This window comes from Pseudonocardia xinjiangensis (genome assembly GCF_050948425.1).
Taxonomy (GTDB): domain Bacteria; phylum Actinomycetota; class Actinomycetes; order Mycobacteriales; family Pseudonocardiaceae; genus Pseudonocardia; species Pseudonocardia xinjiangensis.
On sequence record NZ_CP192009.1, the window covers coordinates 6,919,230 to 6,941,161 of the forward strand.

The following is a 21,932-nucleotide window of genomic DNA, read 5'->3' on the forward strand; positions in this document are numbered from 1 at the left end:
TGCACGGTCGCCAGCAGGCAGATCCAAGATCAGCGCTTGCTGTACTGAGGAGCCTTACGGGCCTTCTTGAGGCCGTACTTCTTGCGCTCGATGACGCGCGGGTCACGGGTGAGGAAGCCGGCCTTCTTGAGCGGCGGGCGGTCCTCGGAGTCGGCCTCGATCAGCGCGCGCGCAATGGCCAGGCGCAGTGCACCGGCCTGGCCCGACGTGCCGCCACCGTGCAGGTTGGCGAAGATGTCGAAGCGCTCGGTCTTCTCGACGGTGACCAGCGGCTCACGGATCAGCTGCTGGTGCAGCTTGTTGGGGAAGTACTCCTCGAGCGTCTTCCCGTTGAGACGGAACGATCCGGTGCCCGGCATGAGCCGGACACGGACGACGGCCTCCTTGCGGCGCCCGACGGTCTGGATCGGCCGGTCGGAGAACACCGCCGGGACCGGAGCCACGTCGATGTCGGCATCGATGTCGACGTCCGTGTCGGCGTCGTACTCGTCGGCCGCATCGGTGTCGGCGTCGCCGTCGGCGAGGTCGGTGGCGTCGGCTTCGAGCGCGGCCTCCTCGACGGCCTCGATCTCGGCGGCCGCCGTCTCGGCAGCCTCGGTCCCGGGCTCGGGGGTGGTCACGGGCTGTCCCTCTTCGTTCTCTGGGGTGGTCACTGAGCGACCTGGGTGATCTCGAACGCGGCCGGCTGCTGCGCGGCGTGCGGGTGGTCGGGCCCGGCGTACACCTTGAGCTTCTTGCTCATCGCCCGGCCGAGGCGGTTCTTCGGCAGCATGCCCTTGATCGCCTTCTCGACGAGACGGTCGGGGTGCTTCTCGATCATCTCGCCGACCGAGCGCTGCTTGAGACCGCCCGGGAAGCCGCTGTGGCGGTAGACGAACTTGTCCGTCCGCTTGTTGCCCGAGACGGCGATCTTCTCCGCGTTGACGATGATGACGAAGTCACCGGTGTCCATGTGCGGGGCGTACGTCGGCTTGTGCTTGCCACGCAGGAGCGTGGCTGCGTGCGTGGCGAGGCGGCCGAGCACCACGTCCGTGGCATCGATCACGTGCCAGGCGCGGGTGATCTCGCCGGGCTTGGGGCTATACGTGGGCACGGACCTACCTCGTCGCTGTCTTGTGCTCGTCGAGAAACTCGGGAGCTGCCTTCGGTGCGCGGGTGCGGGAGCAAGGCGCCGGGCCCGCGGACGGACCATGCGGGCCGCCGTCAAGCGACCGCGGGTCTTCACCCACCGCACGTCGAAGAACGAGGGTACCCGCCGGTCCGAAGCAGGGTCAAAACGCCCCCTCCAACCGCCGGGTAGCTCGCTCCCGCAGCCGCGGTGACTACCGCCAGCGGGCCGCGTTGGCCCGCTCGACCTGCTGGTAGCTGTCGTTGGCTGTGCCCAGTGCCACCCCGATCTGGGCCAGTACCGAAGCCAGGTCGGCGGCGGCCGTGTCCCACTTGCGTTGCGTGGCCTGGTACTCCGTGGCCGCCTGCCCCTCCCAGGTGGCGACCATGGGCGCCAGGAACCGCTTGAGCTCCTCGAGCTGGCCGGAGATGCGGCCAGCGGTGGCCCCGACGTCAGCCCGCGCCGCTTCCAGCGCTCCGAACGTGACCTTGATCTCAGACATGGCTCCCCCTCAGCCCAGCGCCGCGCGGATCGCGGACAGCTCGCCGGAGTGCTGCTCCTCCTGCGCGCGGTAGCTCGCGCCCGTGCCCTCGATCGCCTCGCCGATGGTGCGCAAGGCCTCACTCAGCGCCCGGGCGTCGGTGTCCCACCGGGCCATCAACGCGGTGAACGCCGTGGCCGCCTCTCCCCGCCACGCCCCGGCCAGCGGGGCGAGCCTGCTGCGCAACGTGGCCAGGTCGGCCTGCACGGTGTCGTTCACCGTGAACACGTGCCGCCCGGCCCGCTGCATCTCCTCGACGGTGGTACCGAACCCGTCGGCCATGCCGATCACCCCTGTCCCGTGCCTGGTCTGCTTGTCCGGCCACCGTCGCAGGGAGCGCGCCCGCGTGGGGCCGAACCGGCGGGATCGTGTGCGGGTGCGAACGCGGGAGGCCGGTGGACGGCCCGGGGGCCGCGACGGGCCGCCGGGCTCAGGCTCGTCGCAGCGAGGCGACGACCACGTCGCACGCAGCCCGCACCGCGCTGCTGCCGGCTGCCGTGTGCCGGCAGCCGACGCTGAGCTGCGCATCCCCGTCGAGGAGCACGAACCAGTCGACGACGGTCCGGCCGTCCGCCCCGCGCTGGCGGTAGGTCGCCACCTCGCGCCCGGCGAGCGTGGTGGTCGTGTAGTCCCGCAACGCGGACCCGGCCGCCGCCGCCGACTCGAACTCGGCGCGCAGCTCGGCCCGGGCCCGCTCGGGCTCGGCGCCGGTGTCGTAGCCGAGCGGGCTCCGCTCGACCGCGATCAGATCGCTGCCCTCCGGCGCCCCCGCCGGGGTGAGCAGGGTGCGGCGCCGCTCCGGCAACCCGCCGGTGTGCTCCCACCCCGCTGGGACGTCGAGCCGGTAGCCGTACTGCACGAGCACGCCGGCAGGCACCACGGCGGCCGGCGGTCGCGAGGGCAGGAGCACGCCGACGCCGAGGAGGCCCGCGACGAGCACGGCGGCCGCAGCGGCCGAGGAGACGATCCGCAGCAGGCTGCGGGTCCGGACGGGCGGCGGCGGCAGCCTGCGGGCGACCGGGGCCGCACGGCGCTCCGGGCCGGTGCCGGGAGCCGCGAACGGGCCCGCGGCCCTCGACTCGCTGTGCGGAGTCCACCCGGCGTCGGGCACCCGCGCCGACCACGGGTGACCGCCGGCGTCGGGCAGCACCAACGCCCCCAGCACCGCGGCGACGTCCGGCCTCGGGGCCACGGCGACTCCCGCGGCGCCGGCGATCCCGGCCTCGTCCACGAGCTCCGCGAGCAGCGGGGTGCGGGTCACCCCACCGACGAGCAGCACCGGGGCGGGTCCGGCCTCCAGCAGCACCTCGCGCAACGCCTCGACCGCGACGGCGAGCTGTCGCGCCAGCAGCGGGCGGACCTCGCTCGCCCTCACGGGTACCGGCCCGGGTGCGCCCGCCTGCACCGAGGGCAGCAGCGAGAGCGCCTCACGTACGCGCCGGGCCTTGGCAACGGCCGCGGGGTCGTCCGACGGCAGCCCCAGCAGCTCCGCCAGCACCGCGTCCAGCGCGGCGCCGGCCACCGCACGGGACCGGACGGCGAGCACGTTGCCCGAGGCGTCCAGCCGGGTGGCCTCCGCGACCCCGTGCCCGACGTCGAGCACGGCCACGTCCCCGCGCCCGGCCGCGGCGACCGGCGCCGGGACCGCACGGACCCGGCAGGCGAGACCGGCGCACCGGCCCACCCAGGACGCCGTACGCGGCGCGGGCCAGCCCGGCGGATGGACCAGCACCAGCTCCTCCGGCCCGGGAGCGAACTCCGCCAGCAGCGACGCCACCGTGACGCCGCGAGCCGGTGTCCGGGCCACCAGCCAAGGCTCACCGTCGGCACCCGCCGCTGCCACCCGCGCCGTTGCCGCCCCCAGCTGGACGGCGACCCGGACCGGCGTGCCGCTCACCGTCCTCCCCTGCTGTGCCGCCCGCGGCGGGGGCACGGGCCGCTCACGGGTCGTCCTCGACGTCCGGCGGCAGCCAGGCGAGCTGGATGCGGCGGGCGCCACGACGCCGGTCGACGAGCGTGGCTCGTCCCGGCGGCAGGGACGCCGGCTTGACCGACTCGACCAGCGCACCCTCGTCGGGGCTGCCGTTCATCACCAGCCCCGGCACGGCCAGCTCACGCAGCCGCCCGAGCAGCGGGTCGAACAGCGCTCGGCCGGCGCCGCCGCAGCGCCGGGCCACGACCAGGTGTAGGCCCACGTCCTTGGCCTGGGCGAGGAACTCCACCAGCGGCACGAGCGGGTGCTGCGCGCCCCCGCCGGGCGCGACGAGGTCGTAGTCGTCGACGAGCACGTACACCTCGGGGCCGGTCCACCAGCTGCGTTCGCGCAGGGCCCGCGGCGTCACGTCCGGGCCGGGGAGCCGCCTGCGCAGCGATGCCGCCACCTCGCGGGCCGCCTCGGCGGTGGCGTCGGCCGTGCTGGCGTAACCGATCAGATGGGTGTCCGGGACGACGCCCAGCAGCGTGCGGCGATGGTCGACGACCACGAGCCGGGCGGCCTCGGGCCCGTGCCGGTCGGTGATCCCGCGCGCGACGAGCCGCAGCAGGTTGGTCTTGCCGCTCTCCGCGTCGGCGAAGCACAACAGGTGCGGGTCTGCGGCGAGGTCGAGCTCCACGCGGCCGAGCCGTTCCTCGTCGACGCCGATCGGGACTCCGGTGGACCCGGGACCGGCTGGCGGCAGCCGGTGGAGGTCGATGCGCTCGGGCAGGAGCCGCACCGGGGGGAGGCCGGCACCGGGCCAGGCTTGCGCGATCACCCCCACCAGCGCGGCCTGGTCGGTGGCGCCGGTGCTCAGCCGGGGAGCCGCGACGACGGCCGGGGCGCCGTCGGGCGCGAGCCCGTGACCGGGCCGGGACGGCACCTCGGCGGCCCGGCGGCGGTCCACCTCGGACTCGGCGGGCTCCCCCAGCCGCAGCTCGATGCGGCCACCGAGCAGGTCCTTGAGTGCCGGACGCAGCTCGCTCCACCGACCGGCCGAGATCGCCAGGTGCAGCCCGTAGGACAGGCCCTGAGCGGCCAGCGGCAGCAGGCGCGCGTCCAGGTCGTCGAAGTCGCCGCGCAGCGTCAGGTACCCGTCGACGACGAGCAGCAGGTCGGTGCTCGGTTCACCGGGGTGCGCGCCTGCCGCCCGGCGGGCCCGGAACTCCTCGACCGAGGCGATCCCGGCCTCGCGGAAGAGCCGTTCGCGCCGGGCGAGCACGGCGGTGAGCTCGGCGACGGTGCGCCGGACGAGGTCGACCTCCTGGCGCCCGGCGACGGTGCCGACGTGCGGCAGCCCGGCCAGGGACCCGAGCGCCCCGCCACCGAAGTCGAGAACGTGCACGCCGAGCTCGTCCGGGGTGTGGGTGAGGGCGAGGCCCAGCACGGCGGTGGCCAGCGCGGTGGACTTGCCCGCCCGCGGACCGCCCACCACGGCCAGATGCCCGGAACCGCCGGCCAGGTCGATCACGAGAGGGTCGCGCCGCTGCTGGTAGGGCCGGTCGATCAGGCCCACGGGCACCTGGAGCACGCCCGTCCGGGCCGCCGGCGGACCCTGGCCGGGCCCGGCGTGGACCGGGCCGAGCACCTCGTCGAGCGGTGGTGGGGCGTCCAGGGGCGGCAGCCAGACGCGGTGCGCCGGCGGGCCCTGACCCGCCATCGCGGCGATCACGGTGTCGAGGACGGTGGGGCCGTCCACGCCGTCGGTCTCGGTGGCGGTGACCGGTTCCGCCGGCGTGGCCTCGGGTACGGGGCCGACCCGGAAGGGGTACGCGCGGGGCCGGCCCGCCACGGGCCCGGACCGCGGCGCCGCTGCGGCGCCGGGGCCCGACACGTAGGCGGCGCGGAACCGCACGAGCTCGTCGGTGCCCGTCGCGAGGAAGGCCGAGCCGGGCGCGGACGGCAGCTGGTGGGCGTCGGGCACGCCGAGCACCGCGCGGGACTCCGAGGCGGAGAACGTGCGCAGCGCGATCCGGTAGGACAGGTGCGACTCCAGCCCGCGCAGCCGCCCTTCCTCGAGGCGCTGCGAGGCGAGCAGCAGGTGGATCCCGAGCGAGCGCCCGAGCCGTCCGATGGTGACGAGCAGCTCGATCAGCTCGGGTCGTTGGGCGAGCAGCTCGGAGAACTCGTCGACCACGACGAACAGCGCGGGCAGCGGCGGCAGCTCGGCTCCGCCCCGGCGGGCCGCGGCGTAGTCGGCGACGCCCACCAGGTTGCCTGCGGCGCGCAGCAGCTCCTGGCGGCGGGTGACCTCACCGGCCAGCGTGTCGGCCATCCGGTCCACCAGCGTCAGCTCGTCGGCGAGGTTGGTGATCACGGCCGAGACGTGCGGCAGCCCGGCCAGCCCCAGGAACGTGGCGCCGCCCTTGAAGTCGACCAGCACGAGGTTGAGCTCCGCGGGTGAGTGCGTGGCCGCGAGACCCAGCACGAGGGTGCGCAGCAGCTCGCTCTTGCCCGACCCGGTGGCGCCCACGCAGAGCCCGTGCGGTCCGCTCCCGCCCTGCGCGGACTCCTTGAGGTCGAGCACGACCGGGCCACCGCGCTCGTCGACGCCGATCGGGACGCGCAGCCTGTCGGTCTCGGCGCGGCTCCAGCGGGCACGCAGCGCGGCGATCCCGGCCGGGCCCGGTTCCAGCCCGAGCAGCGCTGGCAACCCCGGCGCCCGGCGCGGGGCCGCATCACCGCCCGGCGCGGCGCCGCCGGACCGGTAACGGGCCAGCCGCCGCGCGAGTGCTCTGGCCTCGGCCACGCCGAGCCCGTCGGGGTGCCCGATCGGGGCCGGCTGCTGGTCGTCGGGAGCGAGGTCGGGGTGCCGCCGGTCGGTGGAGCCGACGCGGTGCAGTCCGTGCGCACCCACCAGCAGCCGCACGACGGACGGACCCGGTCGCCGTCCCGGCGGCGCGCCCACGCGCAGCACCGTGACCCCGGCGACGCCCGCCCACGGCCCCGGTCCCTCGGCCACCTCGTCGACGACGACGAGCAGGTGCGGCTCACCGGTGCCGGGACCCGCCGGCCTGCCCGCCAGCTCGGCCACCCACCAGCGGCGGACGTCGTCGGCGTCGCCGGAGACCATCCGCAGCGGGCCGACGGCGTCGCGCCTGCGGGGGTGGGCGACGTGCGGGAGCCACTTGACCCACTCCCACTCGGTGGCGAGCGTGGGCGGCGCGACGACGGCGAGCAGCGCGTCGGCCGGGCTGTGCCAGAGCGCGTACTGGGCCACGAGAGCACGGGCGAGAGCGCGGGCGGGCCCGAGCCCTTCCGCGGGATCGGCCGGTTCGAGCCACACCGTGGAGCTCGCCCGCAGCGACAGGGCCACCGGCAGGTCGGGCACGACGGCGTGGCCCAGCAGGAACCGGCGCAGCGCGAGCGCCGTGACCGGTTCCAGGCCCTCGACGGGCCCGGTCTGCGGCGCCACCAGCCGGGTGGCCAGCCGCTGCGCGCCGCGCCCGATGCGCAGCTGCCCGAAGTCCGGGTCGGCTGGCCTGCGTTCCCAGAGCCGGCCCGCCGCGAGCACCGCCGGCCACGCCGCCGGGTGCGGGTGCAGCGACTCCAGCACGGCACGCTGCTCGGCCGCGATGCCGCGGACCCGGCCGCGCAGCAGCGACAGGTAGCGCAGGTAGTCGCGGCGGTCCTCGTCGAGGCTCGCCGAGCGGTTGCCGCCCCCACGGCCGGCGCCGGTCATCATCATGGCGAGCGTCGAGATCGCGAACATGCCTCCGAAGAGCCAGGAGGTGGGGTTGCGCGGGCCGAGCACGGCGATGAAGCCGACGGAACCGAGCAGCATGACGACAGGGAGCAGCCGGGCCAGCATCCCCGCGGGAACGATCCGCTCCGGCTCGGGGGGAGGCTCGAGCGTGAGCTCCCCACCGGGCATCCGCGACGGCACCCGCCGTGGCCGGACGACTCCGACAGTTCCCATCGGCACCCCTCCCCGCCGGTCAACCGGCCCCGAACGAGTTCTGCCGAACGGGCCCGCCCGCGGCCCCGGCGCTGCGATGCTAGGCAGCCGACGGGGTCCGCCGGGGCCGTTCCGGAGAAGTCGTCCTGTCGCTCGCGGAGGGAGACACCACGTGCGTGCCGCTGCCGCCGACGCGGCCTACTGCCGGCTCACGGTGCTCGCCCCCCGGGCGAGGGTCGACGTCGCGCTGCCCGCAGACGTGCCGGTCGCCGAGCTGGTGCCGATGGTCCTCGAGCTGGTCGGGGAACCGGTGTTCGGCCTGCGCCCGGTCCCGTGGCGGCTGTCCGGCGCCGCGGGCGGCCCGCTGCCTGCCGAGGCCACCCTCGGCGAGCTCGGTGTGCTCGACGGCGAGCTGTTGCGGCTCGCCCCCCAGGGCCCGGCTCCGGTTCCGCCGGTCTTCGACGACCCCGTGGACGCGCTGGCGGCCACGGCGGCCACCGCCGCGGCAGGCGATCGCCGGTTCGGCGCGGGTGTGGTGCTGGCCGTGGCCCTCGCCGCGGCGGCGCTGCTCGCGGGCCGGCCCGCAGCGCCCGGGACGCCGTGGACGGCGTGGACGGCGGCGGTCGCGGTGTTGGCGGCCGTCGCCGCGGTGGCGCACGCCGCCCGGCTGGGCCGCACCGTCGAGGCGCCCGACGGGGCGAGCAGGGTCGAGTCCCTCGACGGGGCGGCCCGGCTGCAGGCGGCGAGCACAGCGGCGCTGGCGGCCGTTCCGCTGGCCGCCGCGGCCGGGTGGGCGGCCCTGTCCGCCGCGGGCGGCGCTGCACAGCTGCTGCTGGCCACGGCCGCGGCAGGCATCGCCGCCGCACTCGCCCAGATCGCGCTGCGAGTGGTGGCCCCCGTGCTCGTCGGCACCGTGGTGGCCGCGGTCCCGATGGGGGTGGCCGCGGTCGTCGTCCTGCGGTTCGGCGTCGCCCCGGCTGCCGCGGCGGCCGCCGTGGGCGCGGTCGCGCTCGCCGTCGGCCCCGTGCTGCCGCGGGCCGCGTTGCGCCTCGCCGGGTTGCCCCGGCCGGTCGTGCCGGCCGACGGTGCCGAGCTGGTGGACGCCGACGACGGCCCCGACCTGCTGCCGCCCGCCGAGCTCGCGGAGCGGGCCGACCTGGCACGCGGCTATCTCGCCGGCCTGGTCGGCGGCTGCGCCGTCCTCGCGGCCGCTGCCGCACTCCCGGTCGCGGCGGCCGGTGGGTGGGCCGGGCCGGCCTTCGCGGCGGTCTCGGTGGCCGTACTCGCCCTGCGGGCCCGCAGCTTCGCCGACCGCGCCCCGGCGCGGGTTCTGCTGGGGAGCGCCGTCACCGCGGGCGTGGGGCTGGCCGTACTGGTCGCCACGCAGGTGGGTCCCGGCGCCCGGCTCGGCGTCGCGGCCGTCCTGCTCGTGGCGGCAGCGGCGGGCTCGCTCGCGCTCGGGCGCACCCGGCCGGCGGGCTCCCCCGTCTCCCGCCGGGCGGTCGACCTGCTGGAAGGCCTGCTCGTCGCCGCCTCGATCCCGCTGGCACTCGCGGCGATGGACCTGTTCAGGCTGGTCCGGGGCCTGTGAGACGGGCGGCATGCGCGGTGGCCACGGCACTCGCGCTCACCGGGCAGGCGGCTCCCGCCATGGCCCACCCGGTGCCGCCCCCGATCGCCGTGCCGCCGCCCGCCGGTGACCCGCCCGGATCCACTCCCGGCCTGCGCGCGCCCAGCCGCTGCACCCCGCCCGAGGCGGACCCGGAGCCTGCGGCCGACCCCATCGCCACCCGGCTGCGGCTGCCCGAGCTCCACCGGCTGGCCACTGGCCGCGGCCAGCTCGTCGCGGTGATCGACACCGGGGTGTACCCGCACCCGCTGCTCGGCGACCGGGTGCGCGGCGCCGGGGACTACCTCACCGGTGGCGACGGCCTCGACGACTGCGACGGCCACGGCACCGCGGTCGCGGGCCTGCTCGCCGCGGCGGCGGAACCGGGCTCTCGCGGCCGGGCCGCCACGCCCATCGGGATCGCGCCCCGCGCGCGGCTGCTCGCGATCCGCCAGTCGAGTCCGTCGTTCGAGGTTCCCGGGCCGGGTGGCACCACCCGTCCGGCCGGCGACACCCGCACGCTGGCGGAGTCGGTCGTGCTGGCCGTCCGTAAGGGCGCCGACGTGGTCAACATCTCCGAGGCCGTGTGCCTGAGCGCCGCCCAGGCGGCCACGGCGGGCGCCGACCTGCAGGCAGCGCTCTCCTTCGCCGCCCGGGCCGACGTCGTGGTCGTCGCGGCAGCGGGGAACGTGGGTTCGGGCTCGTGCGTCGAGCCCGGCGCGGGCCAGGTGTCGCTCCCCGGCTGGTACGACGACCAGCTGCTCGCGGTGGGGGCCGTCGGCCCGGACGACGCCCCGGCCTCCTTCACGGTGCCCGGACCGTGGGTGGATGTCGCCGCCCCCGGCACCGGGCTGCGCTCGCTGGCCGTCGGGGGCGGCACGACCTCCACCGGCGTCGAGGGCACCAGTTTCGCGGCGCCGTGGGTGTCCGGGCTGGCTGCGTTGGTGCGGGAACGCTATCCGGAGCTCACCGCGAAGCAGGTGACCGACCGCATCCTCGCCACGGCCCGCCCGCCGGCCCGCGGCCGTGACGACCGGGTGGGCCACGGTGTGATCGATCCGGTCGCCGCACTCACCGCGGTGCCCGCCGTGCTCCACCCGGCTCCGGAACCGGCAGCCGCGGTGACGGTGGTGACGGAGCTCCCCGGCACCGCACCGCGGCCGGCGGCGCCGTCGTCGGGCCCACCGGTCGACCTCGTGGCGGCCGGTCTGCTGCTGCTGGCGGGTGCGGCGGCCGCGGTCCTGCTGCGCCGCCGCCCGCGCAGGATGCGCTGAGGGACCCGGGGCTTGGCTCAGCCGGCCGGCAGCACGTCCACCACCCGGCCCGCGGCAGCGAGGTCCAGGGCCGGTCCGGCCGGCAGCAGGCGCAGTGCCGCCTCCGGAGCGGGCTCGGCGGCGGTGATCCCCAGTGCGGCGGCCGTGGCGTCGTCGGCGACGCCGTAGCCGACGCCGGTGGCGGCCACCAGCCACAACGGGCCGGTGCCCGGCGGGCGTCCCGGCCCGGTGGCCCGCACCGCGCCGCCGGGCCCCACCGCCACGGCGTCCACGCGGGTGCCCGGGCCGTCGGCCTGGGCCAGCGCCACCGGTGGCGCCGCCGCGGGCAGCGGCTCCGCGGCGCCCGTCCACACCGCACCGGACGGCCCCCCGTCCGCCGTCCACGTCCAGCACATGACGGGCGACTCGGCGGGCTCGCGCAGCTGTGGCGCCCCTGCGGGCCAACCGTCGACCGGCAGGTCGTCGACGAGCGCCGCCGCGGCCAGCTCGGTGGGCCCGATGGGCAGGTCCTGCGCCTGCCCCGCGGCCACCCGCAGCAGCTCGGCCACGACGTCGGGCACCTCCTGCAGGCCGCCGGCCAGCACGGCGAAGTGCCGCGGGGCCCCGCCCACCGGGGTGGTGACCAGTACGTCGCCGATCCGCCCCGGCAGCCCGGCGGGAGCGGTGCCGCCACGACCGGCGACCTCCGGGGTGGCCAGGGCCGCGCCCTCGGGCACCAGTGACACCACGTCGGGTGCGGCGGCGCGGGGGATCCGGCCGGTGAGCCCGAACGCGGCCAGCACCCGGCCGTCACCGGTGTCGACGCGGTGCCGGCGGCCCTCCGTGACCAGCCAGGTGGCGCCGTCGGGTCCGTCGAGCAGCACCCCGTCGCCCGGCGGCATCGGCTCGGGTGCCGCCATGCCGGCCACCACGGTGGTGCCGACGAGGGTGCCGTCGGCCGTGGTCCGGTCGCACACCGCCCACCGGGGTGGCGGTGCCGGACCGCCCGGCTGCACCGCGACCGCCCCCGGGACCGCGGCGGTCGGGGTGCGCGCCGCAGCGGCGAGGGCGGCGTCCGGCACCGCGACGGGGGTGGCGGTGGCCGGGTCGGCGTCGGTGCTGCCGCCCGTGCGCAGCGCCGCCAGCACCAGCCGGGCCGCGGGGAGGTTGGCCACGGGCACGAGCCGGTCGGGCCCGTGCGCCACCACGTACATCGCGCCGGATCCCGCGCCGATCACCACGTCCTGCTGTTTCCAGTCGGGCCTGGGCACCACCACCGAGTACACCGCGGCGCCGCAGAGCCCGAGCAGCCCCAGCACCACTCCGGCCAGCGCCGCGCGGCGCTGCGACCGGATCTGCTCGTGCAGGGGCACCGGGTCACCGCGCACCAGCGCCGCCTCGAGCCGGCGCAGGCCGAACCGGTACGCGTCCACCTGGTCGCGGGTGGCGGGGGCGCGCACGGCGCTCGGTCGCGACACGGTCCGACGCTAGCTCTGCAGGTCACCGCCCCGTGGGCGTTCGGGAGAACTGGGGCCGGCTACCCGACGGAGATCGCGTCCAGCCGCTCCCGCAGGAACGGCGCGGAGACGACCGGCTCGAGGTCCGACCGGCGGCCGATCGGCGGGGTCAGCGGCGTGACCAGCGCGTCGTGGTCCAACTCGAAGAAGAACACCAGCGAGACGAGCTCCTCGTGCGGGGACTCCGGCTGCGGCGGCAGCACCCGGTGCCGCCCGGAGCGCCAGCGCAGGCCCGTCCAGTGCGCGAGCAGGTCGCCGATGTTGACGGTGAGCGCGGCCGGGTCGTACGGGGCATCGACCCAGCCCGTGCCCTCGATGTCGACCTGCAGACCACCCGCGCCCGGCTCGCGGTCCAGCACCGTGACCGTCCCGAAGTCGGTGTGGGAGCCGATCCGGAACTGGCCGGGGGCGGGCGGGCCGACCTCGGTGAGCGGCGGGTACCGGTTGATGTTGAACGTCCACGTCGGGTGGCAGGCGAGGCTGGTCAACGTCTCCCGGGACAGGCCGAGGGCGTCCGCACACAGCTCCAGCAGCTCGCGTGACACCGCGGTCATCGCGGCCGCGTAGCGGTCCACGGCGTGCCGCAGCTGCGGCACCTCGGACGGCCACACGTTCGGCGGGAACCACACGTCGTCGACCTCGGGGTCGCCCGTCGGGGTGTCCGGCCCGACGGCGAAGGACTCCTTGAGGTCTGGCGGTGTCTCCGTGCCCTCGACGTTCCCGTTCGCCTCCACCCCCGGGGCGAGCCAGCCGCGGCCACCGATCCGCACCGCATAGCGGGCCTTCACCTCGGCGGGCAGGGCGAAGAAGGCCCGCGCCGCCGCACGCACCTCGGCGCGCAGTGCGGCGTCCACCCCGTGCCCCGTCACCAGCAGGAAGCCGGCCCGTTGCAGTGCCTCGTCGACGGCGGGACCGATACCCGCGGCACCGCCCCGCCACGCCGCCAGGTCGACCGTCGGGATCATGAGGGTTCTCCGATGTCCTCGTGCCACAGGTCCGGGCGGGCGGCGATGAAGTCGGTCATGAGGTCGACGCAGCGACCGTCGTCGAGCACCGTGACCGAAACGCCGTGCTCGGCGAGCCAGTCGTGGCCGCCGTGGAAGGTGCGGGCCTCTCCGACGAGCACCGCGCCGATCCCGAACTGGCGTACGAGCCCGGAGCAGTACCAGCACGGCGAGAGCGTGGTCACCATGATCGTCGAGCGGTAGTCGCGTTGCCGCCCGGCCGCGCGGAACGCCGCCGTCTCGGCGTGCATGGAGGGGTCGTCGTCCTGGACGCGGCGGTTGTGCCCGCGCCCGAGCAACGTGCCGTCGGCGGCGAACAGCGCCGCCCCGATCGGGATGCCCCCCTCGGCGAGGCCGGCCCTGGCCTCGCCGAGGGCGACGTCGAGCAGCGCGGCCGGATCGGTCACCGCCGGGTCGGGCAGGGTGGTCACGGTCTCACTCTGCGGGGCGAGCCGTCCGTCCCGCAAGCGGCGCGGCGCGGAACAGCAGCGCGTACACCGCGGCCGACAGCGCGATGCCGACGAGGAACGTCACGTCCCCCACGCCGGGGACGAGCCGCGGCACCAGCCCGACGAACAGCACCTGGTTGGAGAACAGCGGCACCGACACCACGATGCCCACGAGGAGGGCCACCACACCAGCGGGGTTGCGGTGGCCGCGGTCGTAGAGCAGCTCGGTCGGGAGCCTGCCGCGGCGCAGGTACTGGTCGGTGAGCACCACGCCGAGCCACGGCCCGATCCAGTAGACGATGACGAGGAGGAACCCCTCGTAGCTGTGGGCCGCGTCCGGGAGTGCGATCAGCGCGATGAGGAAGCCGACCACGCCGAATGCGGCGGCGACCACGGCGCGCGCCCAGCGGAACGGGACGTCCACGCCCATGCTGAGGAAGGCCATCGCGCCCGAGTAGACGTTGAGCACGTTGGCCGCGATCGCGCCCAGCGCGATGGCCAGCAGGGTGAGGCTCGCGAGCGCACCGGGGAGCACGCCGACGAACGCGGTGGCGGGGTTGTCGGACTCCACCCCGGCCGCCGCGGTGGCGCTCACCGACGCCGCGCCCACCACCATGAGCACGGTGGTGGAGCCGAACAGCCCGAGCCCGGCGGCGAGCCCCGTGCGCAGCCGCGATGACTCGGCAGGCAGGTAGCGGGCGTAGTCGGCCGCGTACGGGCTCCAGCCCGCCGTGTAGCCGAACACGGCGCCGACGGTGAGCAGGAACCCGCCGACCCCGCCGGTGCCGCCACCGGCGGGAACGGCCGACGGGTCCGACCGCGCGAGCACGATCACCGCCGCGAACGCGAACACCACCGCGAGCACGGGGAAGGCGAAGCGCTCGAAGACCTGCACCAGGTTGTGCCCGACGAACGCGACGCCGATCTGCACGAGCACGACGACCACGAGCCAGGCCGCCGCCGGCAGTCCGGTGAGCGAGTTCAGGGCGAACGCCGCGCTCACGCTGTTGACCGCGAACCAGCCGAAGCCCGACGTGATCGTCATGAGCCCGGCGGGCAGCGCGTTGCCCCGGTAACCGAACGCGAGCCTGCCCAGCACCATCTGCGGCACACCCGCGGCGGGACCACGGGCCGAGAGCACGCCGTGCGCGAGCGCCGCCAGCCCGTTGCCGAGCAGCACCGCGGCCACGGCCTGGGGGAAGGTGAGCCCGAACGCCTGCACGGAGAGAACGCCGACGAACACCGTGGCGAACTCGAGGTTCGGGGAGGTCCAGGTCCAGAAGAGCTGCCGTGGGCGGCCGTGGCGCTCGGCGGCCGGGATCGGCTCGTTCCCGCCCGGCTCCACGGCGATCACGCGCCCGCCGTAGTCACGGTCGACGGAGACCGGCTGTACGGGATCCGCTGTCATGGACGCTCCTCGGATGCGCGCTCTGGCCGGATCAGCGGTGCGGTGGCACCACGGTGAGGCCCAGTGCCTGCAACACGGCCTGCATCTGCTCCACCGCGGTCTTCCCCGGCCGTTCCCGCAGCTGGAGAACCGCGCGCTCCACCTGTTCCGCGGTCACCACCCTCGCTGCCGTCGCATCCGCCACGGCCGTGCCGACGGGTTCCCCCCGTACCGGCAGCGTGATCGTGGCGTGGGGGGAGGTGGCCGCAGCGGGGGCTGCGGCAACCGGGGGCTCGACGGGGTCGGGCAGCCGCGTGGGGGGCGAGGTGAGCACGGCATCTCCGTTCTGATCAGCAGGCACGGGTGTGAAGGGCGCGCCCGGTGTGCCGGACGCGCCCTCTGGATCACGGTACGGGCACGGGTGATTTGTTCCCATTGCGAGGACGGGGGCTCCCCGTGGGAGTTACACAGAGTTGACAGACGAACCATCAAGGGAGGCTGGGCGGGGCCGTCAGTGTGACGGCCGACGAGCGTCAGCGCCAGACCCGGCAAGGAGAGCCGCCGGCGAACATTCCCTGGTCGTCGACCAGTGCCAGGTCGAGCAGTCGGAGACGGTCGGGGTCGGCGATCACCTCGAACCCGGCGATCTTCTCGTCCGCGATCGTGAAGGTGAGGGCGAGGAGCAACCGGCCGTGCGGGGCCACCACGGCTCCGATCCTGCCGTTCACGAGGACCGGCTCGGCCACGTGAACGCGTTCTCTCGAGAGGAGACGTGCCTCCTCCGCCACGTCTCGCGCACCCCGGATCTCGGTTGCGACGCCCGGCGGAAGGGCGGCGGGTTCGGCCCGGCGGACGACGTCGGGCGCGAGCACCTCCAGCAGCGCGTCGATGTCACCGTCGCGTACGGCCGCGAGGAAGGCCTCGACGACCCGCCGGTGCCGGACGAGCGCGCCGGCGGGCACAGCGTCTGCACCTCGAACCTTCCTGCGGGCGCGACCGGCGAGCTTCTTGGCCGCGGCCGGCGAGCGCGCCACGATCGGAGCGATCTCGTCGAACGGCACGGCGAACACGTCGTGCAGGACGACGACGACCCGCTCGGCGGGGGCCAGCCTGTCCAGGACCACCAGCAGCGCGCGGCCTGCCGCGTCGGCCTGCTGTGCCTCGTGGGCGGGATCGGTACCTCCCACGCCGGTCCCGAACGGCTCGGCGCGCTCGGGCAGCCGCGACCCGACGGGGTGCTCCCGCCGCGCCGCGCGGGAGCGCAGCATGTCCAGGCACAGGCGAGCGACGACCGTGGTCAGCCAGCCGGCCAGGTTGTCGACCGCGCCGGTGTCGGAGCGACTGAGCCGCAGCCAGGCTTCCTGCACGGCGTCGTCCGCCTCGCCGAGCGAACCGAGCATCCGGTAGGCGACAGCGCGCAGGTGGCCGCGGTGCGTCTCGAACCGTTGGGCCAGCCGGTCCTGCTCGTCCATGTGTCCCCTCTGCTCCACGGGCTCCGTCATAGGGATGACGAGACGGACGCACCTGATGGGACAGGGAGCTGCAGATGACTTTCCTGCGCGTGGACTCGAGCATCCGCGACGAGGACTCGGTCAGTCGTGAGCTGACCGACGCCGTGGAGCGAGCCTGGCTGGCGGCTGACCCGGACGCCGAGGTCGTCCACCGCGACCTCGCCGCGGCTCCCGTCCGGCTCGAGACGTGGCAGCTCGCCACCTACGGGGGGTTCCTCCCCCCGGACCTGCGGACCCGGGCCATGCGGGACGCCAGTGCCGCCGCCTGCCGCGCCGCCGACGAGGTGCTCGCCGCCGACGCCATCACCGTCGGCGCCCCGTTGTACAACTTCGGCGTCCCCGCGGCCCTGAAGTCCTGGATCGACCTTCTGATCACCGATCCTCGCTTCGACCCCCGCCACACGCCGCTCGGCCGGTCCCTGGCCGGCGTCCCGCTGAGTCTGGTCATCGCCCGCGGCGGCGGCTACGGCCCGGGATCCCCCCGCGAGGGCTGGGACCACTCCACCCCGTACCTGGAGCGGATCTTCGGTGACGTGTTCGGCGCCGAGGTCACCCTGATCGTCGCCGAGCTCACCGCCGCCGACGTCGACCCCGCCATGGCCGCGCTGCGGCCGCTGGCCGCGCGGTCCCGCGCCGATGCACTCGCCCGTGCCGGGGCCGTCGCCGCCGAGCACGCCAGGGCTCACGGCGCGCCGAGCACCCGGCGGCGACGGGTGGCGCTGGCGCGGGCGGCGAGCTCGGCGTCCGGCGGATAGTCGACGGCCACGAGCGTGAGCCCGTGGGCGGGGGCGACGGGCACATCGCTCGCGCGCTCGACGCGTGTGAGCAGCTCGGCGGGCCAGTTCGCCGTCCGGCGCCCGCGCCCGACGTCGAGCAGCGCCCCGACCAGGCTGCGCACCATCGAGTGGCAGAAGGCGTCGGCGGACACGGCGGCCTCGACCACCCCGTCCTCGGCGAGGGTCCAGGACAGCTGCTGCAGCGCCCGGACCGTGGTGGCTCCCTCCCGGCGCTTGCAGAACGCGGCGAAGTCGTGCTCGCCGAGCAGCAGCTCGGACGCGGTCGTCACCGCGGTGAGATCCAGCGGGTGCGGCCAGGACAGGGTGTCCCGCGCCCGCAGGGGCTCCGCGCCGTGGGCGGCGGTGGCCACCCGGTAGCGGTAGTGCCGGCGCAGCGCCGAGAACCGCGCGTCGAAGGCCTCCGGCACGGGCGTCACCGCCCGCACCCGGACGTCCGGCGGCAGCAGCCGGGCCAGCCTGCGCACCAGCCACGCGGCGTCGAGGTCGGCCGGAAGGTCGGCGTGGGCCACCTGCCCGGTGGCGTGCACGCCCGCGTCCGTGCGACCCGCGACGGTCAGCGCCACGGGCTCCCGCAGCACCGTCGACAGCGCCTCGGTGAGCACACCGCACACGGTGCGCCGCCCCGGCTGGATCGCCCACCCGGAGAAGTCGGTGCCGTCGTAGGAGAGGTCTAGCCGGAACCTCCGCGAGTCGCCCGTCTCGCGCCCGCGAGTCGCCCCTTCTCCGGCGTCGAGCCGGCCTGGAACGCCCGCGAGCCCGCCGTCACGGAGGACGGCGGGCTCGACGGGGTGGTGCGGGTGCTGCGGAACTATCAGGACTCCTCGGTGGAGTCGTCCTCACGCTGCGACCGGGGCAGCTCGAACCCGGCGGCCTCGGCGGCCTCCGGGGTGGCGAACCAGACCTCGGGCACAGTGCTGTCGTAGGACGGCGACCCGGGCACGTGGTACAGCTTCGAGTTCTCGTTGCCCTTGATCGAGAACCCCTCCGGGGCCTCCGATGCGTCGTCCAGCGGGGCGTGGCTGCCCTCGCCGTACGGCGCGTCGGCGGTGGAGGTGCTCTCCTCCGCGTCGGTGGCCGTGGCCGTGGTGGTGGCCTCGGTCTCCTCGGCGGTCTCCTCGGCCGGAGCCGCGGCCGGGGTGGCCCGCTGCTGCGAGGACGCGACGCGGCGGGCGCGCTCGGCCTCGTCGGTGACCGTCTTCTGCTGGACCAGCTCGATCACGGCCATGGGGGCGTTGTCGCCCTTGCGCGGCAGCGTCTTGGTGATCCGGGTGTAGCCGCCCTCGCGGTCGGCGAAGAACGGGCCGATGTCGGCGATGAGCCGGTGCACGACCGTCTTGTCGCGGATCACCTTCTGGATCTCGCGACGGTTGTGCAGGTCGCCGCGCTTGGCCTTGGTGATCAGGCGCTCGGCGTAGGGCCGGAGCCGCCGTGCCTTGGCCTCGGTGGTGGTGATCCGGCCGTGCTCGAACAGCGCGGTGGCCAGGTTGGCCAGGATCAGCCGCTGGTGCGCCGGCGACCCGCCGAGACGGGGCCCCTTGGTGGGCTGAGGCATGGCTACAGCTGCTCCGTTTCTGCGTAGTCCTGGCCGTCGTCCCCGAAGGTCTCGGGGTCGAACCCGTCGGAGCCGTACTCGGCGGCCGCGGCCGACGGGTCGAATCCGGGCGGGCTGTCCTTGAGCGCGAGCCCGAGGCCGACGAGCTTCATCTTGACCTCGTCGATGGACTTCGCACCGAAGTTGCGGATGTCGAGCAGGTCGGCCTCACTGCGGCCCACCAGCTCACCCACGGTGTGGATGCCCTCGCGCTTGAGGCAGTTGTACGAGCGGACCGTGAGGTCCAGCTCCTCGATCGGCATCGCGAAGGCCGCGATGGTGTCGGCCTCCTGCGGCGACGGGCCGATCTCGATGCCCTCGGCGTCGACGTTGAGCTCGCGGGCGAGCCCGAACAGCTCGACGAGGGTCTTGCCGGCCGAGGCCAGCGCGTCCCGCGGGGTGATCGAGGGCTTGGTCTCGACGTCGAGCACCAGCTTGTCGAAGTCGGTGCGCTGCTCGACGCGGGTGGCCTCGACCTTGTAGGTCACCTTGAGGACCGGCGAGTAGATCGAGTCGACCGGGATGCGGCCGATCTCGGCGCCGGTGGCCTTGTTCTGCATGGCCGGGACGTAGCCACGGCCCCGCTCGACGACGAGCTCCACCTCGAGGCGGCCCTTGTCGTTCAGCGTGGCGATGTGCAGGTCCGGGTTGTGCACGGTGACGCCGGCCGGGGGCACGATGTCGCCTGCCGTGACCGGGCCGGGGCCCTGCTTGCGCAGGTACATCGTGACCGGCTCGTCCTCCTCGGAGCTCACGACGAGCTCCTTGAGGTTGAGGATGATGTCGGTGACGTCCTCCTTTACCCCGGGCACGGTCGTGAACTCGTGCAGCACGCCGTCGATGCGGATGCTGGTGACCGCGGATCCCGGGATGGAGGAGAGCAGGGTGCGCCGGAGCGAGTTGCCCAGCGTGTATCCGAAGCCCGGCTCCAGCGGCTCGATGACGAACCGGGAGCGGGTGTCGACGACCGAGTCCTCGGTCAGGGTGGGGCGCTGAGAGATCAGCATGGGTGGGTGCCTCCTTCAGGCCTGCGGCAACCGCTATTTGATGCCGCAGCAAGCCCCGGCCCCTCCCTACGGGACCGGGGGTGTCGAGCCGCTACTCGCGGACTACTTCGAGTAGAGCTCGACGATCAGCTGCTCGGTGACCTGCGTGTCGATCTGCGCACGCTCGGGCAGCTGGTGGACCAGGATGCGCAGGGTCGAGGGAACGACCTGCAGCCAGCCAGGGATCGGGCGGTCGCCCACGAGCTCCTTGGCGATGATGAACGGGTCGGTGCCCAGCGACTTCGGCTTGACGTCGATGACGTCGTACTGCGAGACGCGGTAGCTGGGGATGTCGACCTTGTGACCGTTGACGATGAAGTGGCCGTGGTTGACCAGCTGCCGCGCCATCCGCCGGGTGCGGGCGAGCCCGGCCCGGTAGACGACGTTGTCGAGACGCGTCTCGAGGATCTGCAGCAGGTTGTCGCCGGTCTTGCCCTGGCGACGGTTGGCCTCTTCGTAGTAGCGCCGGAACTGCTTCTCCAGCACGCCGTAGGCGAAGCGGGCCTTCTGCTTCTCCTGCATCTGCAGGAGGTACTCCGTCTCCTTGATCCGGATCCGGCCGTGCTGGCCGGGCGGGTAGGGACGGCGCTCGAACGCCTGGTCGCCGCCGACGAGGTCGACCTTCAGCCGGCGGGACTTGCGGGTCATGGGTCCGGTGTAACGAGCCATGTCTTGTTACTCCCTTTCCCTAGACCCGGCGCCGCTTGGGCGGCCGGCAGCCGTTGTGCGGCTGCGGGGTGACGTCGGAGATGGTGCCGACCTCGAGGCCGGCTGCCTGCAGCGAACGGATCGCGGTCTCACGCCCGGAGCCGGGGCCCTTGACGAAGACGTCGACCTTCTTCATGCCGTGCTCGGCGGCCTTGCGGGCGCAGTTCTCTGCGGCCATCTGCGCGGCGAACGGCGTGGACTTGCGCGAGCCCTTGAAACCGACGTGGCCTGCGGAGGCCCACGCGATCACGGCACCGGTCGGGTCGGTGATCGACACGATGGTGTTGTTGAAGGTGCTCTTGATGTGCGCGTGTCCGTGCGCGACGTTCTTCTTCTCCTTGCGGCGGACCTTCTTCGGTCCGGACGCGGAGCGGGTGCGGGGCGGCATTACTTCTTACCTGCCTTCTTCTTGCCGGCGACCGTCTTCTTCGGTCCCTTGCGGCCGCGGGCGTTGGTCTTGGTGCGCTGGCCGCGCACCGGCAGGCCCCGGCGGTGCCGGATCCCCTGGTAGCAGCCGATCTCGATCTTGCGACGGATGTCGGCCTGCACCTCGCGGCGCAGATCACCCTCGACGCGGTAGTTGTTCTCGATGTACTCGCGGAGGGCGGTGAGGTCCTCGTCGGTCAGGTCCTTCGACCGCAGGTCTCGGTCGATACCGGTGGCCTCGAGGATCTGGAGGGACCGGGTGCGCCCGATCCCGAAGATGTAGGTGAGCGCGATCTCCATCCGCTTGTCGCGGGGAAGGTCGACGCCGGCAAGACGTGCCATTCGGCGGGGTACTCCTCTGTTCTCATTGAGCCAGGTCTGCCCGACGCCCGTCCCGGACCGTTGTCGTCCGGGCCCCGGCCTGGTTCCGGGGGTGGACCGGGCCCGTGTGGCCCGGCAGGTGCGTCGGGTTCCTCTGTGTTGCCGTGGTGCTGTGGTGCTCCAGGGGTGACGCCGTCTGCGACGGCGGACACCCGTGATCAGCCCTGGCGCTGCTTGTGGCGCAGGTTCGAGGAGCAGATCACCATGACCCGCCCGTGACGGCGGATCACCTTGCAGTTGTCGCAGATCTTCTTGACGCTCGGCTGGACCTTCACGTCCGTCGCTCTCTCAGTTGTCGGTGCTGTTTCGACGTGACATCACGAGCTCCGTCACTGTCGGTCGTGACGGCGCAGGCTCCGTCACTTGTAGCGGTAGACGATGCGGCCGCGGGTCAGGTCGTACGGCGACAGCTCGACCACAACGCGGTCCTCGGGGAGGATCCGGATGTAGTGCTGGCGCATCTTGCCGCTGATGTGGGCAAGAACCCGGTGTCCGTTCTCGAGCTCCACGCGAAACATCGCGTTCGGCAAGGGCTCAACCACCCGGCCCTCGACCTCGATCGCCCCGTCCTTCTTGGCCATATCCTCCGCGTTCCGTGACAGGTGTGCGTACTCTCGGTTCCGTGCATGGGCACGTCGTTGCTCCGGGACCGTGGGGTGCGGGAGGCACGACGGAACCGGCGCCTATGGCGCGCCGAACTCCCAGTGTACGACCGTTGCGGACGGGCCCGC

The 21,932-nt window shown here is 74.6% G+C and carries 23 protein-coding genes; 3 read left to right on the forward strand and 20 right to left on the reverse strand.

The annotated features are described in order from the left end of the window. Positions 1-29: 29 nt before the first annotated feature. The 6 genes from rpsI to eccCa all read right to left on the reverse strand — a co-directional run bounded on the left by rpsI (position 30) and on the right by eccCa (position 7,543). Positions 30-620 carry a 30S ribosomal protein S9 gene (gene rpsI, locus ACQPZA_RS32575; protein ID WP_169394175.1) on the reverse strand — a complete coding sequence of 197 codons (591 nt, stop codon included), beginning with the start codon at positions 618-620 and terminating at the stop codon, positions 30-32. Positions 621-649: 29 nt separating this feature from the next. Then, positions 650-1,093, reverse strand: a complete 444-nt coding sequence (gene rplM, locus ACQPZA_RS32580) for a 50S ribosomal protein L13 (protein WP_169394176.1) — start codon at positions 1,091-1,093, stop codon at positions 650-652. Positions 1,094-1,322: 229 nt separating this feature from the next. Continuing rightward, a complete protein-coding gene (locus tag ACQPZA_RS32585) occupies positions 1,323-1,610 on the reverse strand; it encodes a WXG100 family type VII secretion target (protein ID WP_169394177.1) in 288 nt (95 codons plus the stop codon). A 9-nt stretch (positions 1,611-1,619) separates the two neighbouring features. Further along, positions 1,620-1,931: a WXG100 family type VII secretion target gene (locus ACQPZA_RS32590; protein ID WP_211173726.1), complete on the reverse strand. Its 312-nt coding sequence runs from the start codon at positions 1,929-1,931 to the stop codon at positions 1,620-1,622. Positions 1,932-2,079: 148 nt separating this feature from the next. Then, positions 2,080-3,546: a type VII secretion-associated protein gene (locus ACQPZA_RS32595; protein WP_433275913.1), complete on the reverse strand. Its 1,467-nt coding sequence runs from the start codon at positions 3,544-3,546 to the stop codon at positions 2,080-2,082. A gap of 43 nt (positions 3,547-3,589) precedes the next feature. Then, positions 3,590-7,543, reverse strand: coding sequence for a type VII secretion protein EccCa (eccCa, locus tag ACQPZA_RS32600; protein WP_433275915.1), 3,954 nt, complete (start codon positions 7,541-7,543; stop codon positions 3,590-3,592). Between the two features lie 151 nt (positions 7,544-7,694). Between eccCa and eccD the strand changes: the two genes are divergently transcribed. Further along, positions 7,695-9,113, forward strand: coding sequence for a type VII secretion integral membrane protein EccD (eccD, locus tag ACQPZA_RS32605; RefSeq protein ID WP_433275917.1), 1,419 nt, complete (start codon positions 7,695-7,697; stop codon positions 9,111-9,113). A 17-nt stretch (positions 9,114-9,130) separates the two neighbouring features. Continuing rightward, a complete protein-coding gene (gene mycP / locus ACQPZA_RS32610) occupies positions 9,131-10,405 on the forward strand; it encodes a type VII secretion-associated serine protease mycosin (protein ID WP_433275919.1) in 1,275 nt (424 codons plus the stop codon). 17 nt (positions 10,406-10,422) lie between these two features. On the opposite strand, the gene eccB is transcribed toward mycP, so the two are convergent. The 6 genes from eccB to ACQPZA_RS32640 all read right to left on the reverse strand — a co-directional run bounded on the left by eccB (position 10,423) and on the right by ACQPZA_RS32640 (position 16,213). Further along, a complete protein-coding gene (gene eccB / locus ACQPZA_RS32615) occupies positions 10,423-11,862 on the reverse strand; it encodes a type VII secretion protein EccB (RefSeq protein ID WP_433275921.1) in 1,440 nt (479 codons plus the stop codon). A gap of 59 nt (positions 11,863-11,921) precedes the next feature. Continuing rightward, the gene (locus ACQPZA_RS32620; RefSeq protein ID WP_433275923.1) at positions 11,922-12,866 is read right to left on the reverse strand and encodes an isopenicillin N synthase family dioxygenase; all 945 of its coding nucleotides are present in this window, start codon (positions 12,864-12,866) and stop codon (positions 11,922-11,924) included. Then, positions 12,863-13,336: a nucleoside deaminase gene (locus ACQPZA_RS32625; protein WP_433275925.1), complete on the reverse strand. Its 474-nt coding sequence runs from the start codon at positions 13,334-13,336 to the stop codon at positions 12,863-12,865. Before ACQPZA_RS32625 ends, ACQPZA_RS32620 begins: the two co-directional genes overlap by 4 nt. Before the next feature lie 4 nt (positions 13,337-13,340). Then, a complete protein-coding gene (locus ACQPZA_RS32630) occupies positions 13,341-14,762 on the reverse strand; it encodes a purine-cytosine permease family protein (RefSeq protein ID WP_433275927.1) in 1,422 nt (473 codons plus the stop codon). A gap of 31 nt (positions 14,763-14,793) precedes the next feature. Then, positions 14,794-15,075, reverse strand: coding sequence for a hypothetical protein (locus ACQPZA_RS32635; protein ID WP_433275929.1), 282 nt, complete (start codon positions 15,073-15,075; stop codon positions 14,794-14,796). A gap of 199 nt (positions 15,076-15,274) precedes the next feature. Next, the gene (locus ACQPZA_RS32640; RefSeq protein WP_433283087.1) at positions 15,275-16,213 is read right to left on the reverse strand and encodes a sigma-70 family RNA polymerase sigma factor; all 939 of its coding nucleotides are present in this window, start codon (positions 16,211-16,213) and stop codon (positions 15,275-15,277) included. A 74-nt stretch (positions 16,214-16,287) separates the two neighbouring features. Between ACQPZA_RS32640 and ACQPZA_RS32645 the strand changes: the two genes are divergently transcribed. Continuing rightward, complete coding sequence (locus ACQPZA_RS32645; protein WP_433275930.1) at positions 16,288-17,007, forward strand: FMN-dependent NADH-azoreductase; 720 nt, start codon at positions 16,288-16,290, stop codon at positions 17,005-17,007. Here ACQPZA_RS32645 and truA read toward each other — a convergent pair. From truA to infA, 8 genes are all read right to left on the reverse strand, one after another. Further along, entirely contained in the window at positions 16,935-17,864 is a 930-nt protein-coding gene (gene truA, locus ACQPZA_RS32650; RefSeq protein WP_433283089.1) for a tRNA pseudouridine(38-40) synthase TruA, read from the reverse strand. The two genes, ACQPZA_RS32645 and truA, sit on opposite strands and share 73 nt — an antisense overlap. Next, positions 17,861-18,601 (reverse strand): 50S ribosomal protein L17, sunset domain variant, encoded by a 741-nt coding sequence (gene rplQ, locus ACQPZA_RS32655; RefSeq protein ID WP_433275932.1) that lies wholly within the window; start codon positions 18,599-18,601, stop codon positions 17,861-17,863. The genes truA and rplQ overlap by 4 nt, the downstream gene beginning before the upstream one ends. Positions 18,602-18,603: 2 nt before the next feature. Further along, positions 18,604-19,647, reverse strand: a complete 1,044-nt coding sequence (locus ACQPZA_RS32660; RefSeq protein WP_169394188.1) for a DNA-directed RNA polymerase subunit alpha — start codon at positions 19,645-19,647, stop codon at positions 18,604-18,606. A 102-nt stretch (positions 19,648-19,749) separates the two neighbouring features. Continuing rightward, positions 19,750-20,355: a 30S ribosomal protein S4 gene (gene rpsD, locus ACQPZA_RS32665; RefSeq protein WP_169394189.1), complete on the reverse strand. Its 606-nt coding sequence runs from the start codon at positions 20,353-20,355 to the stop codon at positions 19,750-19,752. A gap of 19 nt (positions 20,356-20,374) precedes the next feature. Further along, positions 20,375-20,782: a 30S ribosomal protein S11 gene (gene rpsK / locus ACQPZA_RS32670; protein WP_169394190.1), complete on the reverse strand. Its 408-nt coding sequence runs from the start codon at positions 20,780-20,782 to the stop codon at positions 20,375-20,377. After that, entirely contained in the window at positions 20,782-21,162 is a 381-nt protein-coding gene (gene rpsM, locus ACQPZA_RS32675; protein ID WP_169394191.1) for a 30S ribosomal protein S13, read from the reverse strand. The genes rpsK and rpsM overlap by 1 nt, the downstream gene beginning before the upstream one ends. A 197-nt stretch (positions 21,163-21,359) precedes the next feature. Continuing rightward, positions 21,360-21,476: a 50S ribosomal protein L36 gene (gene rpmJ / locus ACQPZA_RS32680; protein WP_169394192.1), complete on the reverse strand. Its 117-nt coding sequence runs from the start codon at positions 21,474-21,476 to the stop codon at positions 21,360-21,362. 84 nt (positions 21,477-21,560) lie between these two features. After that, complete coding sequence (gene infA / locus ACQPZA_RS32685; protein ID WP_028929190.1) at positions 21,561-21,782, reverse strand: translation initiation factor IF-1; 222 nt, start codon at positions 21,780-21,782, stop codon at positions 21,561-21,563. Positions 21,783-21,932: the final 150 nt, after the last annotated feature.

Bases quoted from the DNA above. Each gene is read 5' to 3' on its own strand.
- ACQPZA_RS32585 (WP_169394177.1), bottom strand. From the start codon at position 1,610: ATGTCTGAGATCAAGGTCACGTTCGGAGCGCTGGAAGCGGCGCGGGCT.
- ACQPZA_RS32590 (WP_211173726.1), bottom strand. From the start codon at position 1,931: ATGGCCGACGGGTTCGGTACCACCGTCGAGGAGATGCAGCGGGCCGGG.
- eccCa (WP_433275915.1), bottom strand. From the start codon at position 7,543: ATGGGAACTGTCGGAGTCGTCCGGCCACGGCGGGTGCCGTCGCGGATG.
- ACQPZA_RS32620 (WP_433275923.1), bottom strand. From the start codon at position 12,866: ATGATCCCGACGGTCGACCTGGCGGCGTGGCGGGGCGGTGCCGCGGGT.
- ACQPZA_RS32630 (WP_433275927.1), bottom strand. From the start codon at position 14,762: ATGACAGCGGATCCCGTACAGCCGGTCTCCGTCGACCGTGACTACGGC.
- ACQPZA_RS32640 (WP_433283087.1), bottom strand. From the start codon at position 16,213: ATGGACGAGCAGGACCGGCTGGCCCAACGGTTCGAGACGCACCGCGGC.
- ACQPZA_RS32645 (WP_433275930.1), top strand. From the start codon at position 16,288: ATGACTTTCCTGCGCGTGGACTCGAGCATCCGCGACGAGGACTCGGTC.
- rplQ (WP_433275932.1), bottom strand. From the start codon at position 18,601: ATGCCTCAGCCCACCAAGGGGCCCCGTCTCGGCGGGTCGCCGGCGCAC.
- ACQPZA_RS32660 (WP_169394188.1), bottom strand. From the start codon at position 19,647: ATGCTGATCTCTCAGCGCCCCACCCTGACCGAGGACTCGGTCGTCGAC.
- rpsD (WP_169394189.1), bottom strand. From the start codon at position 20,355: ATGGCTCGTTACACCGGACCCATGACCCGCAAGTCCCGCCGGCTGAAG.
- rpsK (WP_169394190.1), bottom strand. From the start codon at position 20,782: ATGCCGCCCCGCACCCGCTCCGCGTCCGGACCGAAGAAGGTCCGCCGC.
- rpsM (WP_169394191.1), bottom strand. From the start codon at position 21,162: ATGGCACGTCTTGCCGGCGTCGACCTTCCCCGCGACAAGCGGATGGAG.
- infA (WP_028929190.1), bottom strand. From the start codon at position 21,782: ATGGCCAAGAAGGACGGGGCGATCGAGGTCGAGGGCCGGGTGGTTGAG.